The organism is Paenibacillus sp. A3, assembly GCF_001399685.1.
In the GTDB taxonomy this organism is placed as follows: Bacteria; Bacillota; Bacilli; order Paenibacillales; family NBRC-103111; genus Paenibacillus_G.
This window is the reverse complement of sequence record NZ_JTHN01000031.1, coordinates 1-24,170: the sequence shown is the minus strand read 5'-3', so window position 1 is coordinate 24,170 and position 24,170 is coordinate 1. Positions and strand designations below refer to the sequence as shown.

The window sequence follows — 24,170 nt, the reverse complement described above, 5'->3', positions numbered from 1 at the left end:
GACCCAAGACAGGAGCCTGCAAGAACTTGTAGGTTAAACTTTTTGAATTTCCTGCTTGTAGCGGCGGAAAGAAAATCCGCTGCCCCCGCCGCGCATCCCGTAAAGGAAATTGGCCGCTGTACAAGCGACGACATGAGGGGTGGTCCGCAGAGGGCGGTTCCATTTCCGGCACTGTTGGATTTGCTGAAGACGTTCGTCGGCGATCCCTTTGTTCGATAAGGCTTCGTCAAACTCTTTCTGTGCCGCTTGCTTGGCTTTGAACAGCATCATCTGGATGCGGCTGTACACGTTGACCGCGCCGTCGCCCGTCGTTTCGATGGGCAGGAAGATCGCATCGGGGTACTTCTCGGTAATGAGCGACTGGACCCCGTCGGAAACCCCGGAGGACGGCATGCATCCGAACGGCTTGACGGAAATCGTCATGTTGACTTTCCGCTTCGCGACGTTCAGAATCAGCTTGCCTACCTCCATATGGCCCTCTCCGCCCCGCAGATGGTTGTTATAGTGCTCGTGGGCGACGCGGGCAATCTCTTCCATGTCGGGCAGATGGTAATCATATAAGCCGAGCGCCCTTGCATAAGAATGGAACATTACGCGGAGAACGCGGTCCGCCAGCCCAAGCATGCGCAAGCGCAAGAACGGATTTTTCCCATGCAAACCATATTTGCCGGAATCGGCCCCGCGCAGATGCATACGCCTGACGGTATCGTAGCGACCCTCCCAAATCAGGTACAGAATCCAGGCCGTCATCGACTGCACTTCCACCTCGGCACCCTCGCCTTCCAAAAAGCGCTGCAGCTGGTAATTGCCGTCCCCCTCGGTGGTCATCGCCCAAAATTCGCCGATGATGCTCACTTTCGGTTTGACCCGCGTCCGGTCCACCCGGATCGCTTCCAGCTCCCGGCGGCTTCGGACAAGCGCCGGCCGCAGCCGTTTGCGCTCGCTCAGAGCTTCATAAATCAGCCGCTTGCACCGCTCCAGAGCTGCATCGGTCGAACCGGGCTCTACCTCGTAGGGGCGAATGCGGTAGGCAAGTGCGTTTAAGATATCTCCCAGCAGCACGGCTTTCAAAAAGCTGAGAAAAAACGACGTATCCAGCTTCAACGCCGATTCCCCGCCTGTCGCCTGCTTCAGCCCGTCCGTCTGCTGGAACAGAAGAACCCGAAAGCCGTCAAACCCGGCATCGCGCAAAGCTTTCCGGTACTCCGTCACGTAGGTGCCGAACCGGCACGGGCCGCAAGAACCGCTCGTAATGAACAGGTAATTGCGGACGATTTCCTCCTTCGATTTTCCTTCCACATCGCGCAGGTGGTGCAAATATTTGATCAGATTGCCGACCGTAAAGTACGTCGGATTGCATTGGCCGCGGTTGCCGAATTCTTTTCCGAAGCGTAGCGACTCGTTATCCGGACAATCCATATGCTTGACGGTATACCCGAGCCCCTTGAGCGCCCCTTCCACCAAATAATCGTGCGCCATCGTCAGCCCGCCGAACAGCAATGTCGTCGACGCCTTGTCCTTGGCCAAAAACTGGCGCGGAACCGGATCGAACCATTGGTGCCGGTTTGCCTGATCCAACCCCAACGCTTTCTCCTGCTCCATTTGATATTGCAGCAGCCTCTCCTCAAGGGACAATTGATCTTCGGTCTTTTTCGTTTTGCCCGCGTTCGCCATGATCGGCTTCACTCCTTCATTTAGTAGTTGGTATCAAATAACCTCTGCCTGTCCGTCTTGCTTCATGCCCATCAGTTCGGCGCGTTTTTGCTCCAATCGCGCCACAAGTTCCGCTTTTTTATGGGCCAGGTCCTGCAGCCGCTCCTCATGAAGTCCGAGACTGTGGGCGTAGGTCTTGACGCGGATTTTGATCGAACCGCTCGGTTTGTTGGCGTCGATATCGTGCAAGGCGGAGAACGGCGTGCCCGCCGCCGAAATAATGGAGTCGATCAGCCCGTAGGTAGGCGCATCATGCCCGCATTTGAAGCTGGACAGATCGAGCACCGCCACGTTCGGATGACGCGCGGCGAATTTGGCGGCCCATACCTTTTGAACGCTGTTGGAACTGAAGTTTTCTGGCCACACATCCGTTACCTCCAGCGCGTAGTTCACTCTTCCGCTTTGCAGATCTTCCTTGAAGAACCGCTTCAGCCAAGCCTCGTCTTTCGGAATCGAACGCATGGACAGAATGGGATACCCCAGCACCTGAAATTCCTCGAGCACGCCATGATTCAGACCGGGATCGGAATGGTACGGCCGGCCGATCATCAGAATGGCGAGACGGTTTTCCCGCTCGACCTGCTCCAGGATGGATTTGCCCTTATCCTGCATTTCCTCGTCGAACAGCTCCATCGCCCTCCAGCTCTGCTCGACGGCAAAGTCGCTTTCATCCTCGGTCATCTGCAAATGCTCCGCAAACGCCTCATACAGCTGCTTCTTCATCATGTTCGGTTCGGTGAAGGTTACGGCCGGGTCCAGATAGACGACCCCTCTCGTTTCAAAAAAGTTCACCTCTTTGGTAAACGCAGCTTTGATGACATTCGGCGCTCCGGCAACGATCGGGCAGCTGGCGGAATCCATCACATTTTGCATGTGAGTCGGAATGTGGGTGATGCACGGAAACACAATGTAGTCGAGCGGCGCTTTCGCATGGTGCTTGAACAGCAGGTTGTGCACATGAGCCTGGGCCACTTTGGAAGGGTAGCATGGATCGATCGATCCGTATTTGCCGCCTTCCTGCCACATTTCCTCGCTCGTATTGTCGCTGAATACGATGTTCCGCTGGGGGACACCGAGCGTCTCGAAATAAGTCCGCCAAAACGGCGCGGTCGACCAAATGTTCAGCACCTTCGGAATGCCGATGCGGATTTGGCTTCGCCTTTCCGCAGCTTCGGCGGTAGAACGGTGAAACGGCCTCCGGTAAGACGTTCTGCGCATGCCGCCAAGCCCGAGCAAGCTTCGTTTCAGACGGACGTCTTCCACCTGGGTCCCGGCTTCGGGCAGCGGCTCCGCATCGTAGAAATGCTGGAACATGCGGCGCGCCTCATAGTCCACCAGATTGGGGTAATGCTTCTTCAACTCTTGCCGATCCCGGGTCAGCTTGACAACAGCCTCCTTGTCCTCCACCGTTCCTTTTTCGCAGCTGAACCCGGAAATATAGCGGGCGGTTTTTCCGTCCGGCGTCTCGGAGTCAATAAAGGTGCGGCTGCATTGGTTGGGGCAAAAATGGCAACGTGTAGACTCGTCATTTCGCGACACGTAGCGCAGGTTAATGGCTGCGTCGAGCCCGAGGAATGTAGAGTACCCCCGCCGTTTCACGACGCGCAGCGTCTCCATGGCCGCCCCGATCGCACCCGCTTCTCCGGGATGGGGATGCACGTACACTTCTGCATCGGGAACCCGCTGCTGAATATAGTCGACCTGCGCCTTGACGGCGGCCAAGTTATACTGCGTCCCTCCCTGCAGGACGAATTTCCGCCCCAATTCGGACATGCGCGGTACCTGCACGACGTACTGCCATACGTTTTTCGGCAAAACCATGGCCAAACCGGCCAGCAATTCTTCCTTGGAATAGCCCTCTTTCTGAAAGTTGACCCGGTCCGCATCCAAAAATACCGCGCAGCCATACGAAAATTTCGGGCTCAGCTCCGCGCTGAAAGCCGTATCGGCATATTCCTGGACCGGAATGCCGAACTGATCGGCCATCGCTTGCAGCAGCATCCCGTTTCCGGCCGAGCATTGGTTGGACAGCTTGAAGTTGCGGATATCCCCGTTTTTGAGAAACAGCACTTTGATGTCTTGGCCGCCGATATCGCAAATCACGTCGATGTCGCCGAACTGATGAACGGCGCTCATCATATGCGCTACCGTTTCCACGATGTTGACATCGGCGTGCAGCGTTTTTTCCAGTACGTCCGCGGCGTAACCGGTCGCGCCGAACCCGATAACCTCTAGCTCGGCCCCCTGAGCTCGCACTTTGTCGCGGATGCGCATCAGCATTTCCTTGGTATCTTCCAGCGGATTGCCTTTGGAGAGCTGGTATTCCTTTAGCAAAATGGTACCCTCTTCATCGACAAGGACCGCTTTGGACGAGGTGGACCCGCCGTCAAGACCGATGGCGGCGCGCACCTTCTGCTGCGGGCTAAATGCGACCGGGGAAAATTTAGGAATCCGGTAATGCTCGCGGAATTGTTCCAATTCGCTCCGGCCCGCTGCGAGAGGAGGACCGGCTTTTTCGCCGAGCTTAGCTTTCCGGCCGTGGGCGATAAACTCCTTCAGCCCTTCCAGCCCCGTATACAGGCCCACTTCGGCCGGCTCATGCATGCCGTACAGCACAGCACCGTAAGCCGCATAATACTGGGAATTGTCGGGAACAAATATCAATTCCTCGACAGGCACGTCTTTCGGATAATCGTACCCCCGCTCCTGCCAGGTTTGAGGAATTCGGAGCCTCCAGCATTCCTGCAGGAAAGGCAAATACGTGTTCGGTCCCCCCAACAGCAGCACACGGTGCCGAAGCGTATTCCCGCGGGTCAGCACGGAAAGATTTTGCATGACGATGGCATCCGCCAAGGAGCACATGATTTCCGGCGAAGGAATCCCGCTTTTGACGAGATTGACGATATCCGTTTCGGCGAACACGCCGCATTTGGCCGCCACATGGTGCAGCTTGCTGTCGTCGAAGTGCAGCTTGCCCACTTCGTCCATCGGCATGCCGACCTTGATCATGCACTTATCGATGGTGGCGCCGGTACCGGACGCGCACTTGTCGTTCATCGACGTCAGCGCCTGTTTGTTGCCGGTCTCCACATTCTCCTTGAAAATGATGATCTTGGCATCTTGTCCTCCGAGTTCGATCACGCTTCCCACATCGGGGTGAAGGTGTTCCACCGCCATCGTAACTGCATTGACTTCCTGCACGAATTTGGCCCCGATATGCGGAGCGATGGGGCCGCTCCCGGAGCCCGTAGCGAAAACGCGGATATTTTCCGGCCTCACATCCGGAAACTCGTTTCCGATCGCCACCAGAAAATCAAGCGATTTTTCCGCCTGCTTCGTGTGATGCCGCTGGTAGTCCGCCCAAACGATCTCCTTGGTGCGTGGGTCAACCACGGTCGCCTTTACCGTCGTCGAGCCTACGTCGAGCCCGATGATCATGGAATCCAACCTTGGGTTCATGCGATTCATGAATACAACTCCTTACGTTCCAATTCAAACCATCCTTAGCATTTACTTAAATGTGATATTTATCACACTTTCAAAATTTTTGTTCAAGATCTGCAGCAGTATTTATAAAAAAAGCACGCACCAGGCTTATCCTGATACGTGCTTGGCCTTCTTATTGTTCCTCCAATTCATCCTCCGGTACATCGTATTTATTGATATGCGAGGTGATCGCCTCAACGGCTTCATTTACATCCGTCGTCGCAGGCACCTCGTTCACCACATCGTCCGTCTGATCATAAAAGTTCAACCGGTTCGCCTCGGCCGCTTGCTCTCTGTCGCTTTCTGTCATCCTCAAGATGCCTCCTTCTTAGCATACGTTCGCCTTTACTATGCGCAAAGTTAATATTTGTTATGCATACTTCTTGCCAACGAGTAAATGGCATCCCGTAAACTAAGTCTCCTCCTAAGGGGCCGGAGTCTGTGTTGCTTTCTTGAAGACCGCAATGGCTTCCTTTAGCTGGGCCGTTGCTTCATCCACATTCGCCTGCGTGAAGCCTTCTTGCTTCAGCTTTCTCATGATACGAATTGAAGCCTCGGCCAGATGTCCCTTTTCCTTATGGTATTCGTTACCCGTTTGCTGCAGGAGCATCTTCGCTTCGTCGAGCAATTGCTGCAGCTCTGAAGTATCCACCTGGCGATTGTCCCCTACCTGAACGATCGATTCGAGCGTCTGCGGCTTGCCGTTATAGGTGATCGTTGCTTTGACCGTTGCCGTGCCTTCTTTTACTCCCTTAATCCGAATATGGCTTCCGGCTCCGCTCACCTTCTCAACCGCATCGCCGATAACCTCCCACTGATAGGAAGCCTCCTCTTCGGGAACCGCATAACCATTTCCGAAGTTGCTCAGCAGCTTAATCGTTCTTTCCTGGGCCGGCGTGGAGAAGAAGTGATATTGTCCGCGCCAAGCAACCTTGGCCCCCTTCTTCAACACTGCCGACTTATTAAACACTTGCAGGAAATAAGACTTGCCATACGCTTGCGTAAATGCTACCGGCTGATCATCAGCGAGATATTGCAATTGTCCAAGTCCGTAATGGCGATCGAGCGATACAAGAAGCTGATGCTGACTTCCGTCCTGTACAGCCGAGCTAAGCCAGTACTTGTCTACGTCCGGATGCTGGGATTTCATGCCGGAGTCGCTATACTGGCCCGCTTCGCCTCTTGCGACCTCCGTCTCACCTGCATAATAACGAATTTCGTGATTCCATGCGCCATTGACGGATTGCAAGCCATAATAGCGGTACAAGGTGATGTCTTCCAAAGGCTGAATCTCAGTATGGACTTGTACTTTACCGCCCTCAACCTCATATGTGACCGTTTCTTGCAGGATCTCGCGTCCGCTGCCGACCTGCTCTTTCGTGTTAAAGCCTTGGATCCGATTGACAACCTCGATCTTCACCTTTTTGCCGGAAATGACCTTTCCGTCGTTAGGCTCCTTCCCGTCAACCCACACTTTATATTGTACGGTTCTGCCTGTCGCAGAGCTGTTCTCGCCGCCGTCGTAGTTGTGGTTGCCCCCGGTAAAATCCTGTCCGTTGCCATTGCCATTCTGATTGGCGCCTACAATATATGGACCGACCCAATCGGACACATCCGGCCACAGCATAACGGAAGAACGGGCCAAGTCAGGACTGGCGTCCTTGTTCACATTCGGGCTGAGGCGCCATTCTTTCATCCCATACAGCTTGTTGGCGCCGGCATGGTCAAACACCATCCACAGATCATTGCCGCTATTGTATTTGTGCGCAATCTTGACGGTGCTGCCTTCCTTCACGACATATTGGGTGCCTCCCTGCAGCGGATCGCGAAGAACCGGGTTATCGAATCCCTTATTGATTTGGAGAGGCGCATCCGTGCCCTTCAATCGATGAGATGTCCACGGCGCGACCTCGACCGCTACAGATTCCGCTTCAAAAGGCCCCACCTGTGCACGGAGCACAGCCGTACCCGCTTGTACAGCTCGAATCTTGCCTTCCGGCAATACTTCAATGATACTTGCGTCCGAGCTGGTGAACACGGCCTCCGCCTTCTTCTGCGTTGCATCATTCCGGTCGATGACAACCGCCGCCCATACGGCGCCGATATCCATCGTCGCCAGCTTGGATGGAAGCGTTATCGCATAGTCGGGCACAGCATTGTCTGAACCTTCCCCCGCATTCTGTAGAGCAACGTCACGATATAGGGTTTGCCTGTCGCGAATGTCAATCGTCACCTCTCGCCTTTGCATTCCCGGCTTCTCCACGACAAATGCATTTTGCGTCGCATATAATCCCTTTAGTTCAAATTTTCCGTACACATCTGTCGTTACGGTATTTCCTCCCTGATCGGTTAACGTAGCACTAGCTATACCGTTTCCGTCACGATCAACCACACGCCCCGCAAAGTTCCCTGTCGGAGCTGTAAATGTTCCTTTGGCAAACTTGTATATGTCCCTGTACATCTGCTTAGCCGCTGGAAACTCGGAATGATAGAGATCATACAGAGCGTAAACATCTTGGTAATAAGCAACCAGCGCATCGTTCATGAATTGCTTCTTAACGCCTGTAATCAGGTAATTGTAAAAGGCTTGACGGTACCTTGGAAGGTCAATCATGCGCTGATCGAACTCTACTTCTATGCCTGCTTCATTAGCGTAAGCAATATCCGCGGTCTCCTCTACACGAGCCATTGTCGAGCTTTCATCGGAATAATGGTCCGGTTGAATCGCGGAAACATCAAATCCGAGCCGCTGGCCTTTGCCCTTCTCCCTCGCCCCGAACCACGGGGTCCAGCCCAGACGCAGGCCTCGTTCCCGCAAATATTCCGAAGCATACTTTACACTTTCTTGCTCGCCGGCTACGGTCGTATCCAAGTCTTTCTGAAGCCAATAGAACCCGCTCAGCTTCAAATGCTTATAATTCTGCTGCTCGAAGCGGGCCGTCATCGTATCGACATACCAGCGAATCAATGCTTTTCGCGTATCCAGACTTTCCAGATTTTTAATGGTTCCGTCTCCATTGAAGTCGCCGAAATCTTTGCTTTGCGGATCAGGGAACGGCAAGGTGAGATACACATTGACCCTCTTGCCCGGATCTTTCAAATCGCCGCTTACCTGCTCCACCGCAGCCTCGAGACCATCCAGCTGTATGCCCTTCTCGAATACCCGATCCATCGCCCATTTCCAATCCTGCAGAGTACCGGGCCTGCTGCCGGCTGCCCAATCGTAATAACGTCCCAGGCTCCCTTTGTATGGAGAGTAGGCCGTGACCATAAGAAAGGTGTCAAAAAAATAGTCTTCCGCAATGCCTTTGTCATTCAGATAACCTACATAGGGCAGGAACCTGTCCTTGTCATATTCCCCTACCTTCATGCCATCATAATCGTCCGGGTTATAGTAGCCTGTGTAGATGAGCGCAATGTTCGAAGCGCCGTTGGATTTTTCACTGTTTTTGGGTAAATAAGCCGCTAGGCTGACTGACGGGAAAAAAGACGTCACAGCTACGGAAACAAGCATGAGTAAAGCGGTCAGCAAACAATTCCTTTTCTTTAAGTTCATCATCTACGAGTTCACTCTCCCTTAGGTTAGACGAAGCGCTTACAAAAACAACGATTGCTCTTTATTTCTTTTATCATCTCCTTCTTCTAAAATATCCAGCTGAATATGGAAGATATATCCTTCATCATCATATCAAATTGGCGGATTAATTCAATCAATTACTTTCCCAATTTGTCCAACAAAAAAATGCAGCCTCACCTCCATGGGGAGGCAGGCCGCATCGGAAAGCCCTATGTGCGAATTTGAAATTTCCTTATGCCTACTTCGCGCCTTAGCTTCTACCCGCTCTCAAGTCGCACGCTGCTGCCGTTTTCTATGCCACATATACAGCACAATAAAACCGAGAACACTCATTCCCGTATCCAGCAGCCCCGCTTCCGGCCCGAAGTCTCCGCCGGTCAGCCAGTCTAAATGCGTTTGAAACGAAGCCTCGAATATCCCGTTCACATCGTTCCCGCTGACGGCCAGCCCATAAAGGCTGCCCTGTGCATAGTTCCAAGCCATATGATAGCCGATTGGCATCCATAAGCTGCCCGTTACCGTGAACATATAAGAAAACAACAGGCCGATCAGAAAAATATTGAAAACCGCCAAGGCCGATACGTCGTTATTTCCAAGATGAATCAAAGCGAACAGCATCGCCGACAGCATATAAGCAAAGGGCAGCCGGTATTTTAAAGCTTCCATCGTTTTCATGATGTATCCCCGGAAAAACATTTCCTCCGAGAAGCCGACCCATATAAACATCATCAGGCTCCAGAGCAGGCCGGACGTGCTCCAGGAAGGATTGACCCGAAGCGTAACCGCACCGGCGGCCACCAATATCCCTGCAACCATCGACATGAAACCGAAGCCCAGTACAATGCCGTAACCCAACTCACGAACTCCCGCCAACGTCAAGCGCATGCCCAGATCCCGCAAGCTTCGTTTTTTCAGGATCACCCAGATCAGAAGCGTGGCCGCAATTCCCCCCAACGGGGTAATCAGCTCCGGTCGAACAGAAGAAACGAGTGGCTTGCCGCCCCATTTGACCGATAGTACGAGTACAATCGCGAATTGCAAGCCGACAAACAAGAGCAAGGATAAGAACAAATCCCATCCTAGACGCATCTGGCCTGCGTTGTTTTTGAAAAGCTTCCCCAACTTGCCATCCCTCCGCAGCATGAGCTTATATCATTACTAACCTTTTAAATTTTCTACGTTCAGGCCAAAAAAGCAAGTCCTTGGAAGGACTTGCAGAAAAATTTAAGATATTGTTCCAATTTATGCTAAATGAGCGGAATCCACTCACAACACTCGGCTACCCTCAATAATCTCTGCCGTAGTCAATCGCGTTGCCTCATAAATCGTAGCCCCTGTGTTTGTCAAAAATTGCTGAACGGTATAATAGCCAACCGCGTACCCGGCGGCATAGGAAAGCCCGACAGGCGGATATCCTTGTTCCCTTGCGAGTTAGGGTCAAGAAGAAAAACTTTTTGCCGATCCCCATTCGACAGACTCCCCAAATCCTGCTAGAATGCACTATAGATCTCCCCCCTATAAAAGAATAAAGGTGAAAAATCATGCTATCCTTTTCCAGATTGAGTAAATGCAAACCCCCGATCCCGTAATTTCTTTGCCGGCTCATTGAGATTTTTGAATTATAGGGGGATTGGCTGTGCAAAGAAAAATCTCAACACCGTCATTATGGCTGTTAATCATTCTTGTGGGTTTTCCGCAAATTAGCGAAACGATCTATACACCTTCATTACCGGATATTGCAAATAGCCTGCATACAACCGGCAATGCGATCCAACTGACACTAAGCATTTATTTCCTCGGTTTCGCCGTTGGCGTTTTTTGCTGGGGAAGACTTTCGGATTCCATCGGGCGGCGTCCCGCTATGCTTTGGGGAATCTTGGTTTATGCCCTGGGCAGCTTGGGATGTTACCTGTCCGGATCGGCGGAATGGCTGCTTGTCTGCCGGTTCATTCAGGCTTTTGGCGCCAGCACCGGTTCGGTGGTAACTCAAACCATGCTTCGTGAGAGTATTGATGGAGCCAAGCGACATGCCGTGTTTGCTCAGATCTCTGCGGCACTTGCCTTTACACCGGCTATCGGGCCGTTCATTGGAGGATGGGTTGATCAAGCGTTCGGTTTTAGAGCCGTGTTCTTCACTCTTGTCGGGATGAGCGCCGCCATTTTTACGTACACGTTGGTTTCTCTGCCCGAGACAAGAGTGTCCACGAGCTCCGGCATTCGTACGTTTTCTGTAGCCAAGCGCTTGGTTTCCGACAGAAGAGTATGGGCATTTGGTTTTCTCATCGGAGCGGCAAACGGCATATTGTTTAGTTACTATGCCGAGGCACCGTTCATTTTTATCGAATTTTTTCATATGAGTCCCGGCGTATTTGGCTTTTTGGGAATTTTCGTGGCGCTGTCTTCCATCATCGGTGCGATGCTATCGAAAAAACTATTAACCCGGGTCCCGTCAGAAAAAATTATTTTTCTTGGCTCCCTCGTCACGATGGTCGGGGCCATAGGTCTCACCGTTCTTGCGCTTTATGGCGTGAGCCCTTCCGCAGCAGGATTGGCGTTCATGATCGCTTCGATCTTCATCCTCCTGTTGGGAATCGGTATGGCTATTCCGAACTGCCTAAGTCTGGCGCTCGTCAATTACGGCGATGTACTTGGTACCGCGGGCGCCATGTTCGGATTGGGATATTACGTGGTGATCAGTCTAATAACCAGCGGGATGAGCTATCTTCACAACGGTTCGTTACTCACCATGCCTATATATTTTCTCGTATTGGCGATTAGTATGGCCCTTGTGAGCAAAAAGCTTTAAGTATCGGGAAGCCGATTCTCTCTCAGCAGAGAATCGGCTTCTCTGCATTCCCTCGTTAATCACCCTCGGCCGATAGCAAAAAAATAGGCTCCCGAGGGGGAGCCTGCAGAGTGTTGAGAAAGTCAATTGAGATAATAGAGGTGTACGAGGGGTGGGATATCCACTTCCGACCGCTGTTGTCCTCGGGAAATCTGATTGAAGTCGCTTAGTAGCGGACATTTCCCGAAGACAAAGGCGGGCGCTATCGCTTCTCCACTTAGTTTTCTACAACGATTTTGACGGCTTGGCCGATTGGCGGCAAGCTCTTGGTCAAGATCGGACCATAGAAAGCATACACTTTATCGCCTTTTTTAAGCTGATCTGCGGCAACCGGTTGATTATCCTTCGTTCCGATCACAGGGGTATCCCCTGCCACATTCAGGACTACCGTGTCATGCGATCCGTCGCTAAGCTTATTTCCTTTGATCGTAAGACGGGTTGTCCCCTCTGCCGAAGAGCTCACCTCCTCGATCTCGCCTGCCGTACCTAAAGTTTGCTGCGCGGCAGGGCTTTGTTTCACGATAATCTTTGTCGCATGGGTCATCGGCGGCATGCTCATGGCCATCGCCAGACCGTGCTCCGCTTCGATGAACATGCCGAGCTGCAGATCGGCAAGCGTCAGCTTCTGGTTCGTGTCGGATACGATTTCCGTTTCGTCGGAAATATTCAGTCGGACGCCGTGCCCATAGCCGTTAAGACCAATCTCTCCGCCTTTATCGCGGTAGGTAATGCTAGTAACCGTTCCTTGCTTGGTTGTGCTCGCCGCCTGTTCACCGTCTTCTTGCTTCTTGGAACTGATATTGATCGTACCGGTTGCGTCCACCTTCACTTGAAGCTTCATCACCTTTTCGAAATAGGACAACGGAACATACGTTTTCTCATTCGTTAACTCCGGCGCCACCTCGAGCGGAACGAGCATTTTGGCAAAGCCGTATTGATCTTGTCCGATCTGAAGGGTTAGCCATTGGTTGCCTTGAACCATTTCCAGCGACTGCGTTTCCTGCTTCCAGGTCAGCTTATAGCCAAGCGCTTCGGCGGCAGCGCGAATCGGTATCATAATTTGATTTTTGGCGCCTACATATATCGGGTTCTCTTCCGGAGAGAATCCTTTTCCATTAATGACGAGAACAAATTTAAGGCCGCCGAAGGAATCCTGTGGAGCAGGAGCGGAAATCGGCAGCGGTTTTACCGTAGATGGCTCGCTTGGAGCGGCGGACACGACGTTAGCTGCAAGTAGCGAGCCAGCCAGGACAGTCCCCAGTACTTTGAATGGTTTCATGATGTCATATACCTCCTGTATGAACCTTATGTAAGATAACAATCCATGGAGCCAACGCTCCATATTTACTGTTCTCAATCTCCTAAACGCGACGTCCGACTAAAATGTTGCACGGCAGGAGTTCCAAGCAAAAAACGCCTGCTCTCGAAACGGAGGGCAAGCGTTTGGGTATAGTCTCTCAATGGATTAGGTGTCGGTCAAAAAAGCTTTTTCTCCATACATATACTGCTAGGGCAATCCGCATATTCTCCAAAAGGATCGATATCGATAAATCCGAATTTCTTGTACAGCGCGATCGATTCGGGCTGCATAGGCCCGGTTTCCAGGAGTAAGGAAGTAAATCCCGCCCTCGCCGCTTCCTGCTCCAAAAATGACAAGATACTTGACGCAATTCCTTTATTTCTGGAAGAAGGATCTACAAAAATTCGTTTCAATTCGGCAGCCTGTACGTCTAAAGGGCGGTATGCCCCGCAGCCAGCAGCGACACCGTTACTATAGGCAAGGACGAACACCATCTCGTTAACCGTGGCTCCTTCCAAATCAACGCCAAACACTTCGTCCGCAGGATACAACGAATATAAGTAATCGTCCAGTTTGGCAATCAATGCGATCAAATGCTCATTGTTCGGCTCCACGACTTGTATAGTTAGCGTCTCCATTCTCTGCTCCCTCGGTATGAAATCTAGTTCAGATTATACAGAATCCACTTTATTCCGGCAACTATCTTATCTTGTTTTGTTATATAATATTACACATGAGTTAGATTACTTCTGCCCGCATACCATAAACATCGGTGTTGACCGGCTTAATACTTGCTGCTTCTCATCCAACACCCGTTCCGACAAATGTTCCACGCTGAACGCATCGCTGTAGCCTTCGGCTTTCAGCGCCTGCAGGTCCCACGCGGGACGCCATTCCCTCGTTAATGGCAGCAGCAGGCTGAGTCGGTCAGATTCCTCCCAATCGACATGTCTGGGCGGACTGCCCCAGCCTCTCGCTTCATACTCGCGCAGATCAGCATCCCGCCTCGCCCGCATTTCGTCGTCAACTAAATGACGGTTCCAGTTGGCATCGAATACGAGCAGTCGGCCGCCTGGGCGCAGTACCTTTAGCCACTCGCCGTAAGCCGCCTGAGGCGCATGCAGCGTCCATGTCAGGTTGCGGCACACGATCAAGTCCAAGCTATCGGGTTCCAGCTCCAGCTTGTGCGAGTCCATTTTGCGGAACTGCGGCTTCACCCCTGCCTGCTCGGCATTGCGGCGCGCGCATGTCAGCATATTTTCCGTGCAGTCGATTCCCAGAACGTGTTGGCCGGCCTGCGACAAAATAATCGTGAAAAAACCGGGCCCGCAGCCGATATCCAGCACATCGAGCCGCTCCTTCGGCGGAGCGTATTCAAGAATCAAATCAAGCCAGGCCTGCTTTTCAAAACCGCTCAGCTCCTTTCGGATGCTGTCGCTATACAGCTGCGCTTCGCCGTTCCAATACGTTTCTACTTCATTTTGAATGGTCATCCCGTTGCTCCTTCTTTGCTATGATCATAAAACGTCTGTCGCTTTGATAGCCGTATTTCAAATGCTGCATCGTCATTTTGTAGCCGGACGTAAAGTTACGGCGAATTTCCTGAATACGAAATCCGGCTTGCTGCAAAACCTCTTGATCCGCCTCCGGGCGCAGGACATGAACGAACGGCAGTTTGCCCAGCAGCTCCTTATCCTGATCGGACCGGCTTCTCACTCTCAGCTCTGTAAAGAGGATAAGCGTCCATCCGAAGGCGTACCACAGCTTGTTGAAGGGCGCCGGTTTCCCCGGCTTCTCCCGATACAAATAGTTGCCGTCGAATATGATTAGCGTGCCGCCCGGATTTAAGACGCGGTGCCATTCCGCAAAGGCCCCGTACGGGTCGGGCAGCGTCCAGACGACATCGCGGCATACGACCGCATCGAAGGTGTTGTCCTTTTCGGCATGGAGACGGGCCGCGTCGCCCAAATAGGCTTCACGTCAACGCCGGCCGCCTTGAAATTGCGCGATGCCGTTTCGATCATCCCCTGCGAGGCGTCGACAGCCGTAACGCGATGGCCCATTCTGGACAACAGGATCGAAAAAAATCCGGGTCCGGTTCCCATATCCAGGACGGCTTGCCCCTTCCTGCCGCCCAATCCTTCATTCAACAGCGATGTCCACATGGATACGGTCCGTCGGCTGCGGAATTGCGCCTTGACTGCTTTGTCGTAGCTGTCAGAGCTGGACGTCCAGTACTTGGAAATATCTTTCAACATAGCCTCTCTCCTGGTTTATCGATTTTTTATGGTTACTTGACATCCAGCTCATTCCAAACGACCGGCAAGTAAGCGGTCTGCCCAAGCTTAAAGCCTTTGACCCTGTTGCTAACGACAAAAATGTCATCCGGGTAATAAACCGGCAGAACCATCGCTTGCTGGAACATCCAGCCGAATAGCGCATCATACTTATCTTGTCTTGCTTTGGCATCCGTCGCTCCCATCGCTTCGTCGATCAAAGTTTCCAATTGCGGATCTGCCCAAGCGACGGCCGGAGCATTCCCCGTCCGATGGAACAACGACAACAGGAAAAAGTGTGGGTTCTGGGAATCCGCATACGTGCGGTAAATGAGCATATCGTACTGCTTGTTCTTCCACAACGCATCGTAATAGGCATTCGACTCCAGCACTTTCAGGTTAACGGTAATGCCGATATCCTTAAGCTGGGACTGGACAAATTCGGCGATCGATTTCCATTCCGGGAACTCGGTTTGCTGCAGCACAAAATTCAATTCGAGCCGCTTGCCGTTTTTCTCGACGATGCCATCGCCGTTCGTATCCGCAAAGCCCGCTTCTTTAAGCAATTGCTTCGCCTGCTCCGGCTCATAACCGTACCATCGGATATTCTCTGCGGTCACATAAGGCACCGTAGCCGGGAACAGGCCTTGCGCTTCCTTGCCCATACCGCCCATCAGCTTGTCGACAATGCTTTTTTTATTGACAGCCAGATTGATCGCCTTGCGGACGTTCACATCCTGCAGGAACGGATTGGAGCCGTTAAAGACGACAAAATACGAATTCGAACCGGGGGCGGACTGTACGGTTAACGAATCGGATTTTTGGGCGACCGGAATACTTTCCGGCGCAATTTTGCCAATCTGTCCGCCGGAAATGTCGACCGAGCCGTTTTGCAGCGCCAGCAGGCGCGATTGCGGATCGGTGACGACCTTCAGCACGATTTTGTTCAGCAGCGGCGCTTTCCCCCAGTAGTTGGGATTTCGTACCAGCACGGCCTGCTGGTCCTTCGTGTAGCTTTCGACCTTCCACGCGCCGGTGCCGACGGGCTTGACGAACTTACCTTTGACGTCGCCTGACGGCTCAACGGCCGAAGGAGCAAGGATGCGCACCGGTCTGGCATACGTCAGCTCGGTCAGAAACGGATAAAACGCCTGGCTAAATGTCATCTTGACCGTGTGGGCATCAATGGCCGTAATTTCCTGCAGCGCATTCGCCACATTGATGGAGGAATTGGCCGGGTCCTTGGACCAACGCTCGAACGAAAACTTGACCGCAGCCGCGTTAAATTCGGTGCCGTCGGAAAATTTGACGTCTTTGCGCAGCTTGAACGTATACTCCTTGCCGTCGGGCGATATCGTCCACGATTCGGCTAATGAAGGCAAAATTTCACCTTTCTCGCCGTATTCGACCAAGGAATCGTAGATCATCGGATGCACCTGAATCGAGCCTTTGTAAGTCCCGGCATCGAGCTGATCGATCCCCGGATCGGAAGCGACGGCGACGACCACTTGCTTATCGCCCGGCGTCCCGGCGTTTCCGCTTCCCTCAGCCGTCTGGCTTGTACCGCCTTTGTCTCCGCCCGAGCAGCCGGTAACGAACACTAGCAGGACGCATAAAAAGATTAAAACGGTTTTTATTGCAAAAAATCGCTTGTTGCGACTTGTGCTATTCTGTTTCATCTTCGTTGCCCCTATTCTTTAACGATTTGATTTGCATAGAGATGGCAGGCAGCCTCGTGAAACGGCCGTTTCCGTACGAGTGCGGGCTCGACCGTAGTGCAAACCGGCATCGCCGCCGGGCAACGGCTGCAAAACCGGCAGCCCTGCGTAACGCCCTCTCCCTGCGGCAGAGCCGGGTCGCCGAACGGCCTCCCTGTCTTGCTCCGCCTGAGCCTCGGATCTTGCACCGGAACCGCGTCCAGCAGCGCACGGGTATACGGATGCAGCGCGTCTTCGGCGATGCGGGCTGCCGGGAGCGTCTCCACGATTTGCCCCCCATACATAACGGCTACCCGGTCGCAGAATCGGGACACGGACGATAAATCGTGAGTTATGTACAGATACGATAATCCGAGGTGTATCTTCAATTCCTCAAGGAGCACCAGCATCTGCCGGCGAAGCTTGAAATCGAGGCTCGAAAACGGCTCGTCGCAGATCAGCAGCTCCGGTTGAAGGACGAGCGCCCGAGCGATGTTTACCCGCTGCAGCTGCCCGCCGCTTAATTCGTGAGGGTATCGCTCCGCATAAGCCGCCCCCAGCCCGACCATGTCCAGGCTTTCCAGTACGACGCATCTGCGTTCGCGCGCTAACATGCCTCTGTAATTGCTGAGCGGCTCGCCGACAATTCGTTCCACTGTAAACAACGGATCGAACGAGGAGTAGCTGTTCTGGAACACCATCTGCATCCTGCCGCGGATCGTCCGCAGCCGTTTAAATCCCCATCGGGTCACATCTTCTCCGCCGAACAGCAGACGGCCCTCGGTCGCCGTTTCGAGACCGAGCAGCAGGCGGGCAAGCGTGCTCTTGCCGCTGCCGCTTTCGCCTACGAGCCCGAGCGTCTCCCCCTTGTCCACATGCAGACTGACCCGGTCCACGGCCGGCATAGCATCGTTTGCGGACGGAAACCAATGCCCTTCCCGTTGATATACCTTCGTCAGTCCTTCCGTCTCGATCAGCCTCACAACGCTCCTGTCCCCTTCCAAGCTCCGCCCGTTTACCTGCATTCGAGCAATTCTCTGGTGTAGGCATGCCGCGGACGGGCAAATATTTCGAACACATGGCCCGATTCGACGATCCGCCCGCCTTTCATGACATAAACCTCGTCGGCGATTTCGGCCACGACGCCCAAGTCGTGAGTGATGAGCAAAATGCCCATGCCGGTCTCCCTCCTAAGCCGGTCAAGCTCATGCAATATTTGCGCTTGAACCGTGACATCGAGCGCGGTCGTCGGCTCATCGGCGATCAAGAGCTTAGCTCCGGAGACAAGGGCGATAGCGATCATCACGCGCTGGCACATGCCCCCGGACAGCTGGAAAGGAAACTTGCGCAGAAGCGTCTCCGGATTCGGCAGCCCTGCCCGGCGCAGTTGGTCCAAGGCCAACTTCTTGGCCTCGGTCCCTTGCACTTTCCGGTGCCGCCGGATGGTTTCGATCAGCTGCCTGCCGATCGTCAGAACCGGATTCAACGCATTCGCCGGGTCCTGAAAAATCATCGCCACCCCGCTGCCCCGGTACCGGCGCAGTTCCTTCGCGGACAGCCGGCGGAGGTCCGTGCCGTTCAGCCAAATTTCCCCCTCTGCCGTATGCCGGCGAGGGTCGAGCAGGCCGGGTACGGCTCGGGCCAGCGTGCTTTTGCCGCTGCCGCTTTCCCCGACGAGCGCGACGATCCGCCCTTCCTTCACTTCCAGGCAGACCTCGTCCACGGCACGCACAACCGGACCGGAGGCACGGCGTTCCGATGCGTGAAACGACACGCTCAGCCGATGGATTCGCAGTATCGTCGGGATTTCTGCCGCTCCCTGAATATGGCTCCGTTTGATTTGCAGTTCTGCCTCTGGTGTCGTTACCGACATCGTGATTCCCCCTTGCTCATGTATTGTTGATGCCGTGTGCTGACTTATCCCGTGCCGCGCAGCATTTTGCGCAGCCCCTCCCCGACCAGATTGAAGCCGAGTACGACGATCATCACGGTCAGTCCCGGAAAAAGCATCAACTGCGGATCGGTCTGCATGTACGACCGCGAATCGCTCAGCATCACGCCCCATTCAGGCGTGGGCGGCTGTGCGCCGAGACCGAGGAACGAGAGACCGGACACGGACAAAATAATCGTCCCGATCTCCACCGAAGCAAGCACGATAATCGGGCTGACCGCATGAGGCAACACATGTCGCAGCACAATCTGCAAATGCGTCGCACCCCCGGCCCGCGCCGCCGTTATGTAGTCCTTTTCCTTGATCTGCAAAACCATGCCGCGTATAATGCGTGCGTAGCTCGTCCACCAGACGGAAGCGAACGCCAGCAGCAGATTAAGCAAGCCGGGCCCGAGCATGCCTGTAATCGCCAGGGACAGAATCAGACTCGGAAAAGCGAGCAGAATATCGATAAACCGCATGATGAGATGATCGACTTTACCGCCGACGTAACCGGCGACGAGTCCGACCGGCACGGAGACCGCAAGCATCGCACCCAGTACGGCGACGGAATAAAACAGCGAGGTGCGCGTTCCGTACATCAGACGGGATAAGATATCCCGCCCCAATTGATCCGTGCCGAAAGGGTAATTCGCGGAGGGGCCGGTCAGCTTCATGTCCAGATTCACCTTCAGCGGGTCCCAGGGCGCGATATACGGCGCAAAGATGCCGACCGCTATAAAACCGATCACGATCAGCCCGCCGGTCCAAATTGCGGCATTTCCCGGAATTTTACGCCCCCGTTTCATGCCGGATGGTCTCCTTTCGTTTCGAGCGTCCTTCTTGTTTTTTTGCATTTTTTGCATACGATGCTCCTCCGAGCCGTGCTGATCAGTGCAGCCGGATTCTCGGGTCGATCATCCGATAGCACAAATCGACAGCCAGATTAACGGTTACGACGAAGACGGCCATCAGCAGCACATACCCTTGAATGACGATAAAATCTTTTTTAAAAATCGCATCGACGGCAAATTTGCCGATACCCGGCCAAGAAAATATCGTTTCGACGATCACCGATCCGCCGAGCAGGCCCCCAATGTTGATGCCGAGCATCGTCATCACCGGAAGCAGGGCATTGACTACGGCATGCCGTCCGATGACGAGACTTTCCTGCAAGCCTTTGGCCCGCGCCGCCTTGATATAACTGGTGCCGAGTACATCCAGCAGTCCGGAGCGGATCACCCGGATATAGTTGCCCGCCATCCCGATTCCCAGCGTCAGTGCAGGCAGCACCACACTTCGGAACCCGTCCATGCCCATGACCGGAAACAACTTGAGCTTGACCGAGCCATAATAAACGAGCAGCAGACCGAGCCAGTAGCCCGGCATCGAAACGCCCAGCATCGCGATGATTCTTGCCAAACGGTCCGCCCACGAATTCGGATACAGCGCCGCACCGATGCCAAGGGGAAGCGAGATGGCCAGCATCGCCGCAAGCGCCCACATTCCGAGCAGCAGCGTTGCCGGAAGCCTATCCGTCAGCTCCTGCCAAACCGGCAGATTGCTGCTGTACGAACGGCCGAGGTCCATATGAACCACCCGCCATAACCAGGCTGCGTACTGCTTGTACACGGGGGCGTTCAACCCCATGGTTTCCCTCGCCGCGTCGAGCGCTTCTTGCGTAGGCTGCACCCCTAACGCTCCGCGCAGCATAATTTCCGCAGGATCGCCCGGGGTCAAATTCATGAGCGCGAAGGTAATGCAGGTGACGCCGATGAATACCGGAATCATATGCAGCATCCGCCGCAACAAATAAGCTATCATGTTCACCACTTTCCGAGCTGCCGAACCGACGGATTTATAAGTAATAATTACGATTATAATCGTTGTTAAAACATACTTCTTGCCCCGCCCTCGTTAAACTAAGCCATTAAGTAAAGCTTGGAAGTAGTTTAAATCTTTTATTTCGTAATTATTACTATTTGATATCTTAGCTTGCTCCACTACAAATTGTCAATCCAAAAAAACTTAGATTTAACGTAGACACCTTAGCGGACTTAAGAGTAATCTTAGGTGTACTTAAGATTTGGCGTAATCAGCAAGTAGAATGTCGCCTTCCGCTAGTTACAGAGCGACCTAGGGGAAGTACGATAATAGCTGTCCCTTCAACTAGGCCGGACACCGGGTCGCAACCAAAACCAGCGAATATGCAAGCAGCCAAAGGAGGCCCATATATATGAAGTCTCATTCCTCTGACCGGATTAAAATCCCGCCGGGATTTTGGGCAGGATTACATCAATTAGGGATTGCCGCCCACGACGTAGCTCGCAGAGCACGACTGCCGCTCACCATGATTACCGAACCGGCAGTCACCACCGCCCAATATTTCGCGATCTGGCAAGCTTATTCCGACCTCATTGGGGACACGGCCAAAGGAATCGTCAAGCTTGTGACCGTCTTTGAAACAGCAAAGTACCCGCCGGCCGTCTTGGCGACTTATCATGCTCGTGACTACCGCGACGCTCTCAACCGAATGGCTCGGTACAAACAACTATGTCCCCCTGAAAGCTTACGTATCACCGAGGAGGGTGAGTGCTGTACAATCGAACTGGAATGGCTGGATGCCGAGCAACCCGGCCCGCCGCTGCTGGTTGGGATCACGCTGGCCTATCTTCTGGAGCTTGGGCGCCGGGGCACTGGTCAACCTTTGACGGCACGGTTCGTCGAATTCTCGCACTCCATGGGTGATGTGCAGACTCTTGAAGCTTACTTCGGCTGCCCTATCCGGATTGGCGCAGAATGTAACCGGTTGACGCTGCATCGAAAAGATCTGGACCGCCCCTTTGTCTCGTACAACGAAGAGTTGCTGGAGATCCTGACCCCCGCTCTGGACCGATCGTTGGATGAACAGCAGCGCAGCCGCTCCATTACCGAGACGGTCAAATGGATCATGAAACGCAGCCTTACCGGAGGGCGCGCCGACATTCAGACCGTCGCAAAGGAATTGGGTATGAGCGATCGTACCTTGCAGCGCCGGCTTACTGACGAAAAGACGAGCTTCAAGCATCTATTGACTCAGGCTAGACATGAGCAGGCACGAGAGTACTTGGCGGACCCCTCGCTCGATATTAAAGAAGTGGCTTTCCTGATTGGATATGAAGACCAGAACTCGTTCTACCGCGCCTTTCGCGTCTGGGAAGGCGATACTCCTTCCAATTGGCGGAACGAACATTTACGTACGAACTAAGCTAAACCAATTTTAAAGTAGATAAAAAGGAGAAATGTATTATGGATATGGGATTAAACAATAAAACAGCTTTAGTTACAGGATCAACGAAAGGCATAGGTAAAGCCATTGCCATTGAACTTGCCAAAGAAGGGGTTCATGTACTAATTAACGGACGAAATTATGAAGAGGTAGAACGAGTTGTAAATGAAATTAAGTCGGATTTCCCGGCTACTTCTCCTCAAAATGCCGCAGCCGATATTGTGGATATTCAACAAAGAGAAGTTTTATTTGAAAAATATCCCAATATTGATATTTTAGTTAACAATATGGGGATTTATGAAATTATGCAATATGAGGACGTGGACGATGAAGTATGGGAAAAATACTTCCGTACGAATGTTCTTGCGGCAAATGGATTATCCAAATTTTATTTACCTAAAATGCTGAAAAATGATTATGGCCGCATTATTTTTATTGCGAGTGAAGAAGCAATTATGCCTTCAGGACAAATGCCACAGTATTGTATGACAAAATCAATGCTATTATCATTGTCCAAGAGCTTATCCAAATTAACAGCAGGAACAGAAGTTACAGTCAATACAATCCTGCCGGGACCTACACTCTCTGAAAATGTGCATCAAATCATTGAAGGTATGTACCCTAATGAAGATCTGACTTTTTCGGAAAAAGAGAAAAAATTTATGACGACAAACCTGCCTCAATCTGAGATCCGGCGATTTATCAAGCCTATTGAAATAGGTAGACTAACTACATTTGTGTGCAGTCCTTATGCATCCGCTTTTAAAGGTTCTCCAATCCGTATGGATGGAGGAATGGTACCAACTATTTTTTAACATCATTTCTATTTCAAACATGAAAAGAGGACGTCTCCCGCGCATTTTCACAGCTTGGGATACGTCCTCAAACTAATTTCACAACAAGCGGGCGCTCAATCTTACAGCTCCGCCCGGAAACGCTCCAGCTCGCTGCGCACTTCGGCCGCAGTTGCAAGCTGCAGCCACTGCAGCGCCCGCTCCCGGCACGTCTCGGCGCTCAGCTGGGCGAGCGCGCGCTTCACCTTCGGCAGCGCCCCTGTTTCCATGCTCCACTCGTCGAGACCGAGCCCGAGCAGGAGCGGCGCCGCCAGCGGATCGCCGGCCATGCCGCCGCACATCCCCGTCCACTTGCCGTGTCGGTGGGCGGCTTCGATCACCCGGCGAATCAGCTCCAGCACCGCCGGGTGGAAGTAATCGTACAGCTCCGCGACCTTCTCGTTCATCCGGTCGACGGCCAGCGTGTACTGCACGAGATCGTTCGTCCCGATGCTGAAGAAATCGACCTCGCGCGCAAAGCTATCAGCCATCACCGCCGTGGATGGAACCTCGACCATGATGCCCAGCTCGATATTCCGGTCGAAATCGACGCCTTCGCGGCGCAGCTCCTCCATCGCCTCTTGCGCAGCTCCTCTCGCCTTTCTCCATTCGTCCATACTGGAGATCATCGGAAACATGATCTTGACGCGGCCATGCGCACTGGCCCGCAAAATCGCCCGCAGCTGCGTTCTCAGCAGCTCGGGACGATCGAGGCCGATCCGGATGGCGCGGTAGCCGAGAAACGGGTTCGTCTCCTTGGGCAGCTCCAGCGCCGGAAGCTCCTTGTCTCCGCCAATGTCTAGCGTACGGATGATCACGGGCCGGCCTGCCATCGCTTCCGCGACGCGCCGGTATGCGGCATATTGCGCTTCTTCATCCGGAAGCCGCGATGCGCCCATGAACAGAAACTCCGTCCGGTACAGCCCGATGCCGTCCGCGCCGGCTTCCGCAGCCGCCTCAGCCTCCGGAACGGTGCCGATATTGGCGGCTAGCTCCATCCGCTGGCCGTCTGCGGTGACCGCCGGGCGATAGCGGAACGCCGCAAGCTCGTCCCGAAGCGTACGCTCCCGCTCCTGCAGCTCCGCCGCCTGCCGGAGGTACGCGTCCTCCGGGTTGCGAACGCACAGGCCTGCGCCCCCGTCGACGACCAGCGTCTCGCCGTCACGGACAGCGTCCAACGCGTCGCCAGCACCGACGACCGCAGGGATGCCCAGCGACCGGGCCAAAATCGCCGTATGCGACGTC

General features: G+C 53.5%; 18 protein-coding genes and 2 pseudogenes. 3 read left to right on the top strand and 17 right to left on the bottom strand.

The genetic code is table 11. From position 1 onward, the window contains the following. Positions 1-33: 33 nt before the first annotated feature. From QJ48_RS04595 to QJ48_RS38500, 6 genes and pseudogenes are all read right to left on the bottom strand, one after another. The gene (locus QJ48_RS04595) at positions 34-1,674 is read right to left on the bottom strand and encodes a hypothetical protein (RefSeq protein WP_054972468.1); all 1,641 of its coding nucleotides are present in this window, start codon (positions 1,672-1,674) and stop codon (positions 34-36) included. 33 nt (positions 1,675-1,707) lie between these two features. After that, entirely contained in the window at positions 1,708-5,181 is a 3,474-nt protein-coding gene (locus QJ48_RS04590; RefSeq protein ID WP_054972467.1) for a BadF/BadG/BcrA/BcrD ATPase family protein, read from the bottom strand. Positions 5,182-5,332: 151 nt separating this feature from the next. Next, positions 5,333-5,509 (bottom strand): hypothetical protein, encoded by a 177-nt coding sequence (locus tag QJ48_RS38005; RefSeq protein ID WP_193394399.1) that lies wholly within the window; start codon positions 5,507-5,509, stop codon positions 5,333-5,335. A 114-nt stretch (positions 5,510-5,623) separates the two neighbouring features. Next, complete coding sequence (locus tag QJ48_RS35610; RefSeq protein WP_082420341.1) at positions 5,624-8,758, bottom strand: DUF4855 domain-containing protein; 3,135 nt, start codon at positions 8,756-8,758, stop codon at positions 5,624-5,626. Positions 8,759-9,043: 285 nt separating this feature from the next. Continuing rightward, positions 9,044-9,898 (bottom strand): CPBP family intramembrane glutamic endopeptidase, encoded by an 855-nt coding sequence (locus QJ48_RS04580; RefSeq protein WP_054972466.1) that lies wholly within the window; start codon positions 9,896-9,898, stop codon positions 9,044-9,046. Positions 9,899-10,042: 144 nt separating this feature from the next. Continuing rightward, a pseudogene (locus tag QJ48_RS38500) lies at positions 10,043-10,162 on the bottom strand (DUF2268 domain-containing putative Zn-dependent protease); the annotation flags it as partial. Between the two features lie 250 nt (positions 10,163-10,412). Here QJ48_RS38500 and QJ48_RS04575 point away from each other — a divergent pair. After that, entirely contained in the window at positions 10,413-11,582 is a 1,170-nt protein-coding gene (locus QJ48_RS04575; RefSeq protein ID WP_054972465.1) for a multidrug effflux MFS transporter, read from the top strand. A gap of 256 nt (positions 11,583-11,838) precedes the next feature. On the opposite strand, the gene QJ48_RS04570 is transcribed toward QJ48_RS04575, so the two are convergent. The 10 genes and pseudogenes from QJ48_RS04570 to nikB form a co-directional block, all read right to left on the bottom strand. Continuing rightward, on the bottom strand, positions 11,839-12,900 hold the full coding sequence (locus tag QJ48_RS04570; RefSeq protein ID WP_054972464.1) for a copper amine oxidase N-terminal domain-containing protein: 1,062 nt from the start codon (positions 12,898-12,900) through the stop codon (positions 11,839-11,841). A gap of 197 nt (positions 12,901-13,097) precedes the next feature. After that, positions 13,098-13,559: a GNAT family N-acetyltransferase gene (locus tag QJ48_RS04565; RefSeq protein ID WP_054972463.1), complete on the bottom strand. Its 462-nt coding sequence runs from the start codon at positions 13,557-13,559 to the stop codon at positions 13,098-13,100. A gap of 105 nt (positions 13,560-13,664) precedes the next feature. Beyond that, positions 13,665-14,414: a class I SAM-dependent methyltransferase gene (locus QJ48_RS04560; protein WP_054972462.1), complete on the bottom strand. Its 750-nt coding sequence runs from the start codon at positions 14,412-14,414 to the stop codon at positions 13,665-13,667. Then, positions 14,398-14,889, bottom strand: coding sequence for a class I SAM-dependent methyltransferase (locus QJ48_RS04555; protein WP_272948108.1), 492 nt, complete (start codon positions 14,887-14,889; stop codon positions 14,398-14,400). The genes QJ48_RS04560 and QJ48_RS04555 overlap by 17 nt, the downstream gene beginning before the upstream one ends. Positions 14,890-14,948: 59 nt before the next feature. Continuing rightward, a pseudogene (locus QJ48_RS39125) lies at positions 14,949-15,086 on the bottom strand (class I SAM-dependent methyltransferase); the annotation flags it as partial. A 125-nt stretch (positions 15,087-15,211) separates the two neighbouring features. After that, positions 15,212-16,876, bottom strand: coding sequence for a nickel ABC transporter substrate-binding protein (locus tag QJ48_RS04550; RefSeq protein ID WP_054972461.1), 1,665 nt, complete (start codon positions 16,874-16,876; stop codon positions 15,212-15,214). Between the two features lie 11 nt (positions 16,877-16,887). Continuing rightward, positions 16,888-17,877: an ABC transporter ATP-binding protein gene (locus QJ48_RS04545; RefSeq protein ID WP_054972494.1), complete on the bottom strand. Its 990-nt coding sequence runs from the start codon at positions 17,875-17,877 to the stop codon at positions 16,888-16,890. Between the two features lie 32 nt (positions 17,878-17,909). Beyond that, positions 17,910-18,767: an ABC transporter ATP-binding protein gene (locus tag QJ48_RS04540; protein ID WP_054972460.1), complete on the bottom strand. Its 858-nt coding sequence runs from the start codon at positions 18,765-18,767 to the stop codon at positions 17,910-17,912. Between the two features lie 44 nt (positions 18,768-18,811). Beyond that, entirely contained in the window at positions 18,812-19,633 is an 822-nt protein-coding gene (gene nikC / locus QJ48_RS04535) for a nickel transporter permease (RefSeq protein WP_054972493.1), read from the bottom strand. An 82-nt stretch (positions 19,634-19,715) separates the two neighbouring features. After that, complete coding sequence (gene nikB / locus QJ48_RS04530; protein ID WP_054972459.1) at positions 19,716-20,648, bottom strand: nickel ABC transporter permease; 933 nt, start codon at positions 20,646-20,648, stop codon at positions 19,716-19,718. Between the two features lie 412 nt (positions 20,649-21,060). Here nikB and QJ48_RS04525 point away from each other — a divergent pair, with 412 nt between their 5' ends. Next, on the top strand, positions 21,061-22,071 hold the full coding sequence (locus QJ48_RS04525) for an AraC family transcriptional regulator (RefSeq protein ID WP_054972458.1): 1,011 nt from the start codon (positions 21,061-21,063) through the stop codon (positions 22,069-22,071). A gap of 41 nt (positions 22,072-22,112) precedes the next feature. Further along, positions 22,113-22,907, top strand: a complete 795-nt coding sequence (locus QJ48_RS04520; protein ID WP_054972457.1) for an SDR family NAD(P)-dependent oxidoreductase — start codon at positions 22,113-22,115, stop codon at positions 22,905-22,907. 101 nt (positions 22,908-23,008) lie between these two features. Here the strand turns inward: QJ48_RS04520 and ptsP are convergent. Next, positions 23,009-24,170 (bottom strand): phosphoenolpyruvate--protein phosphotransferase (gene ptsP / locus QJ48_RS04515; RefSeq protein ID WP_054972456.1); only part of this gene is annotated, 1,162 nt, incomplete at its 5' end.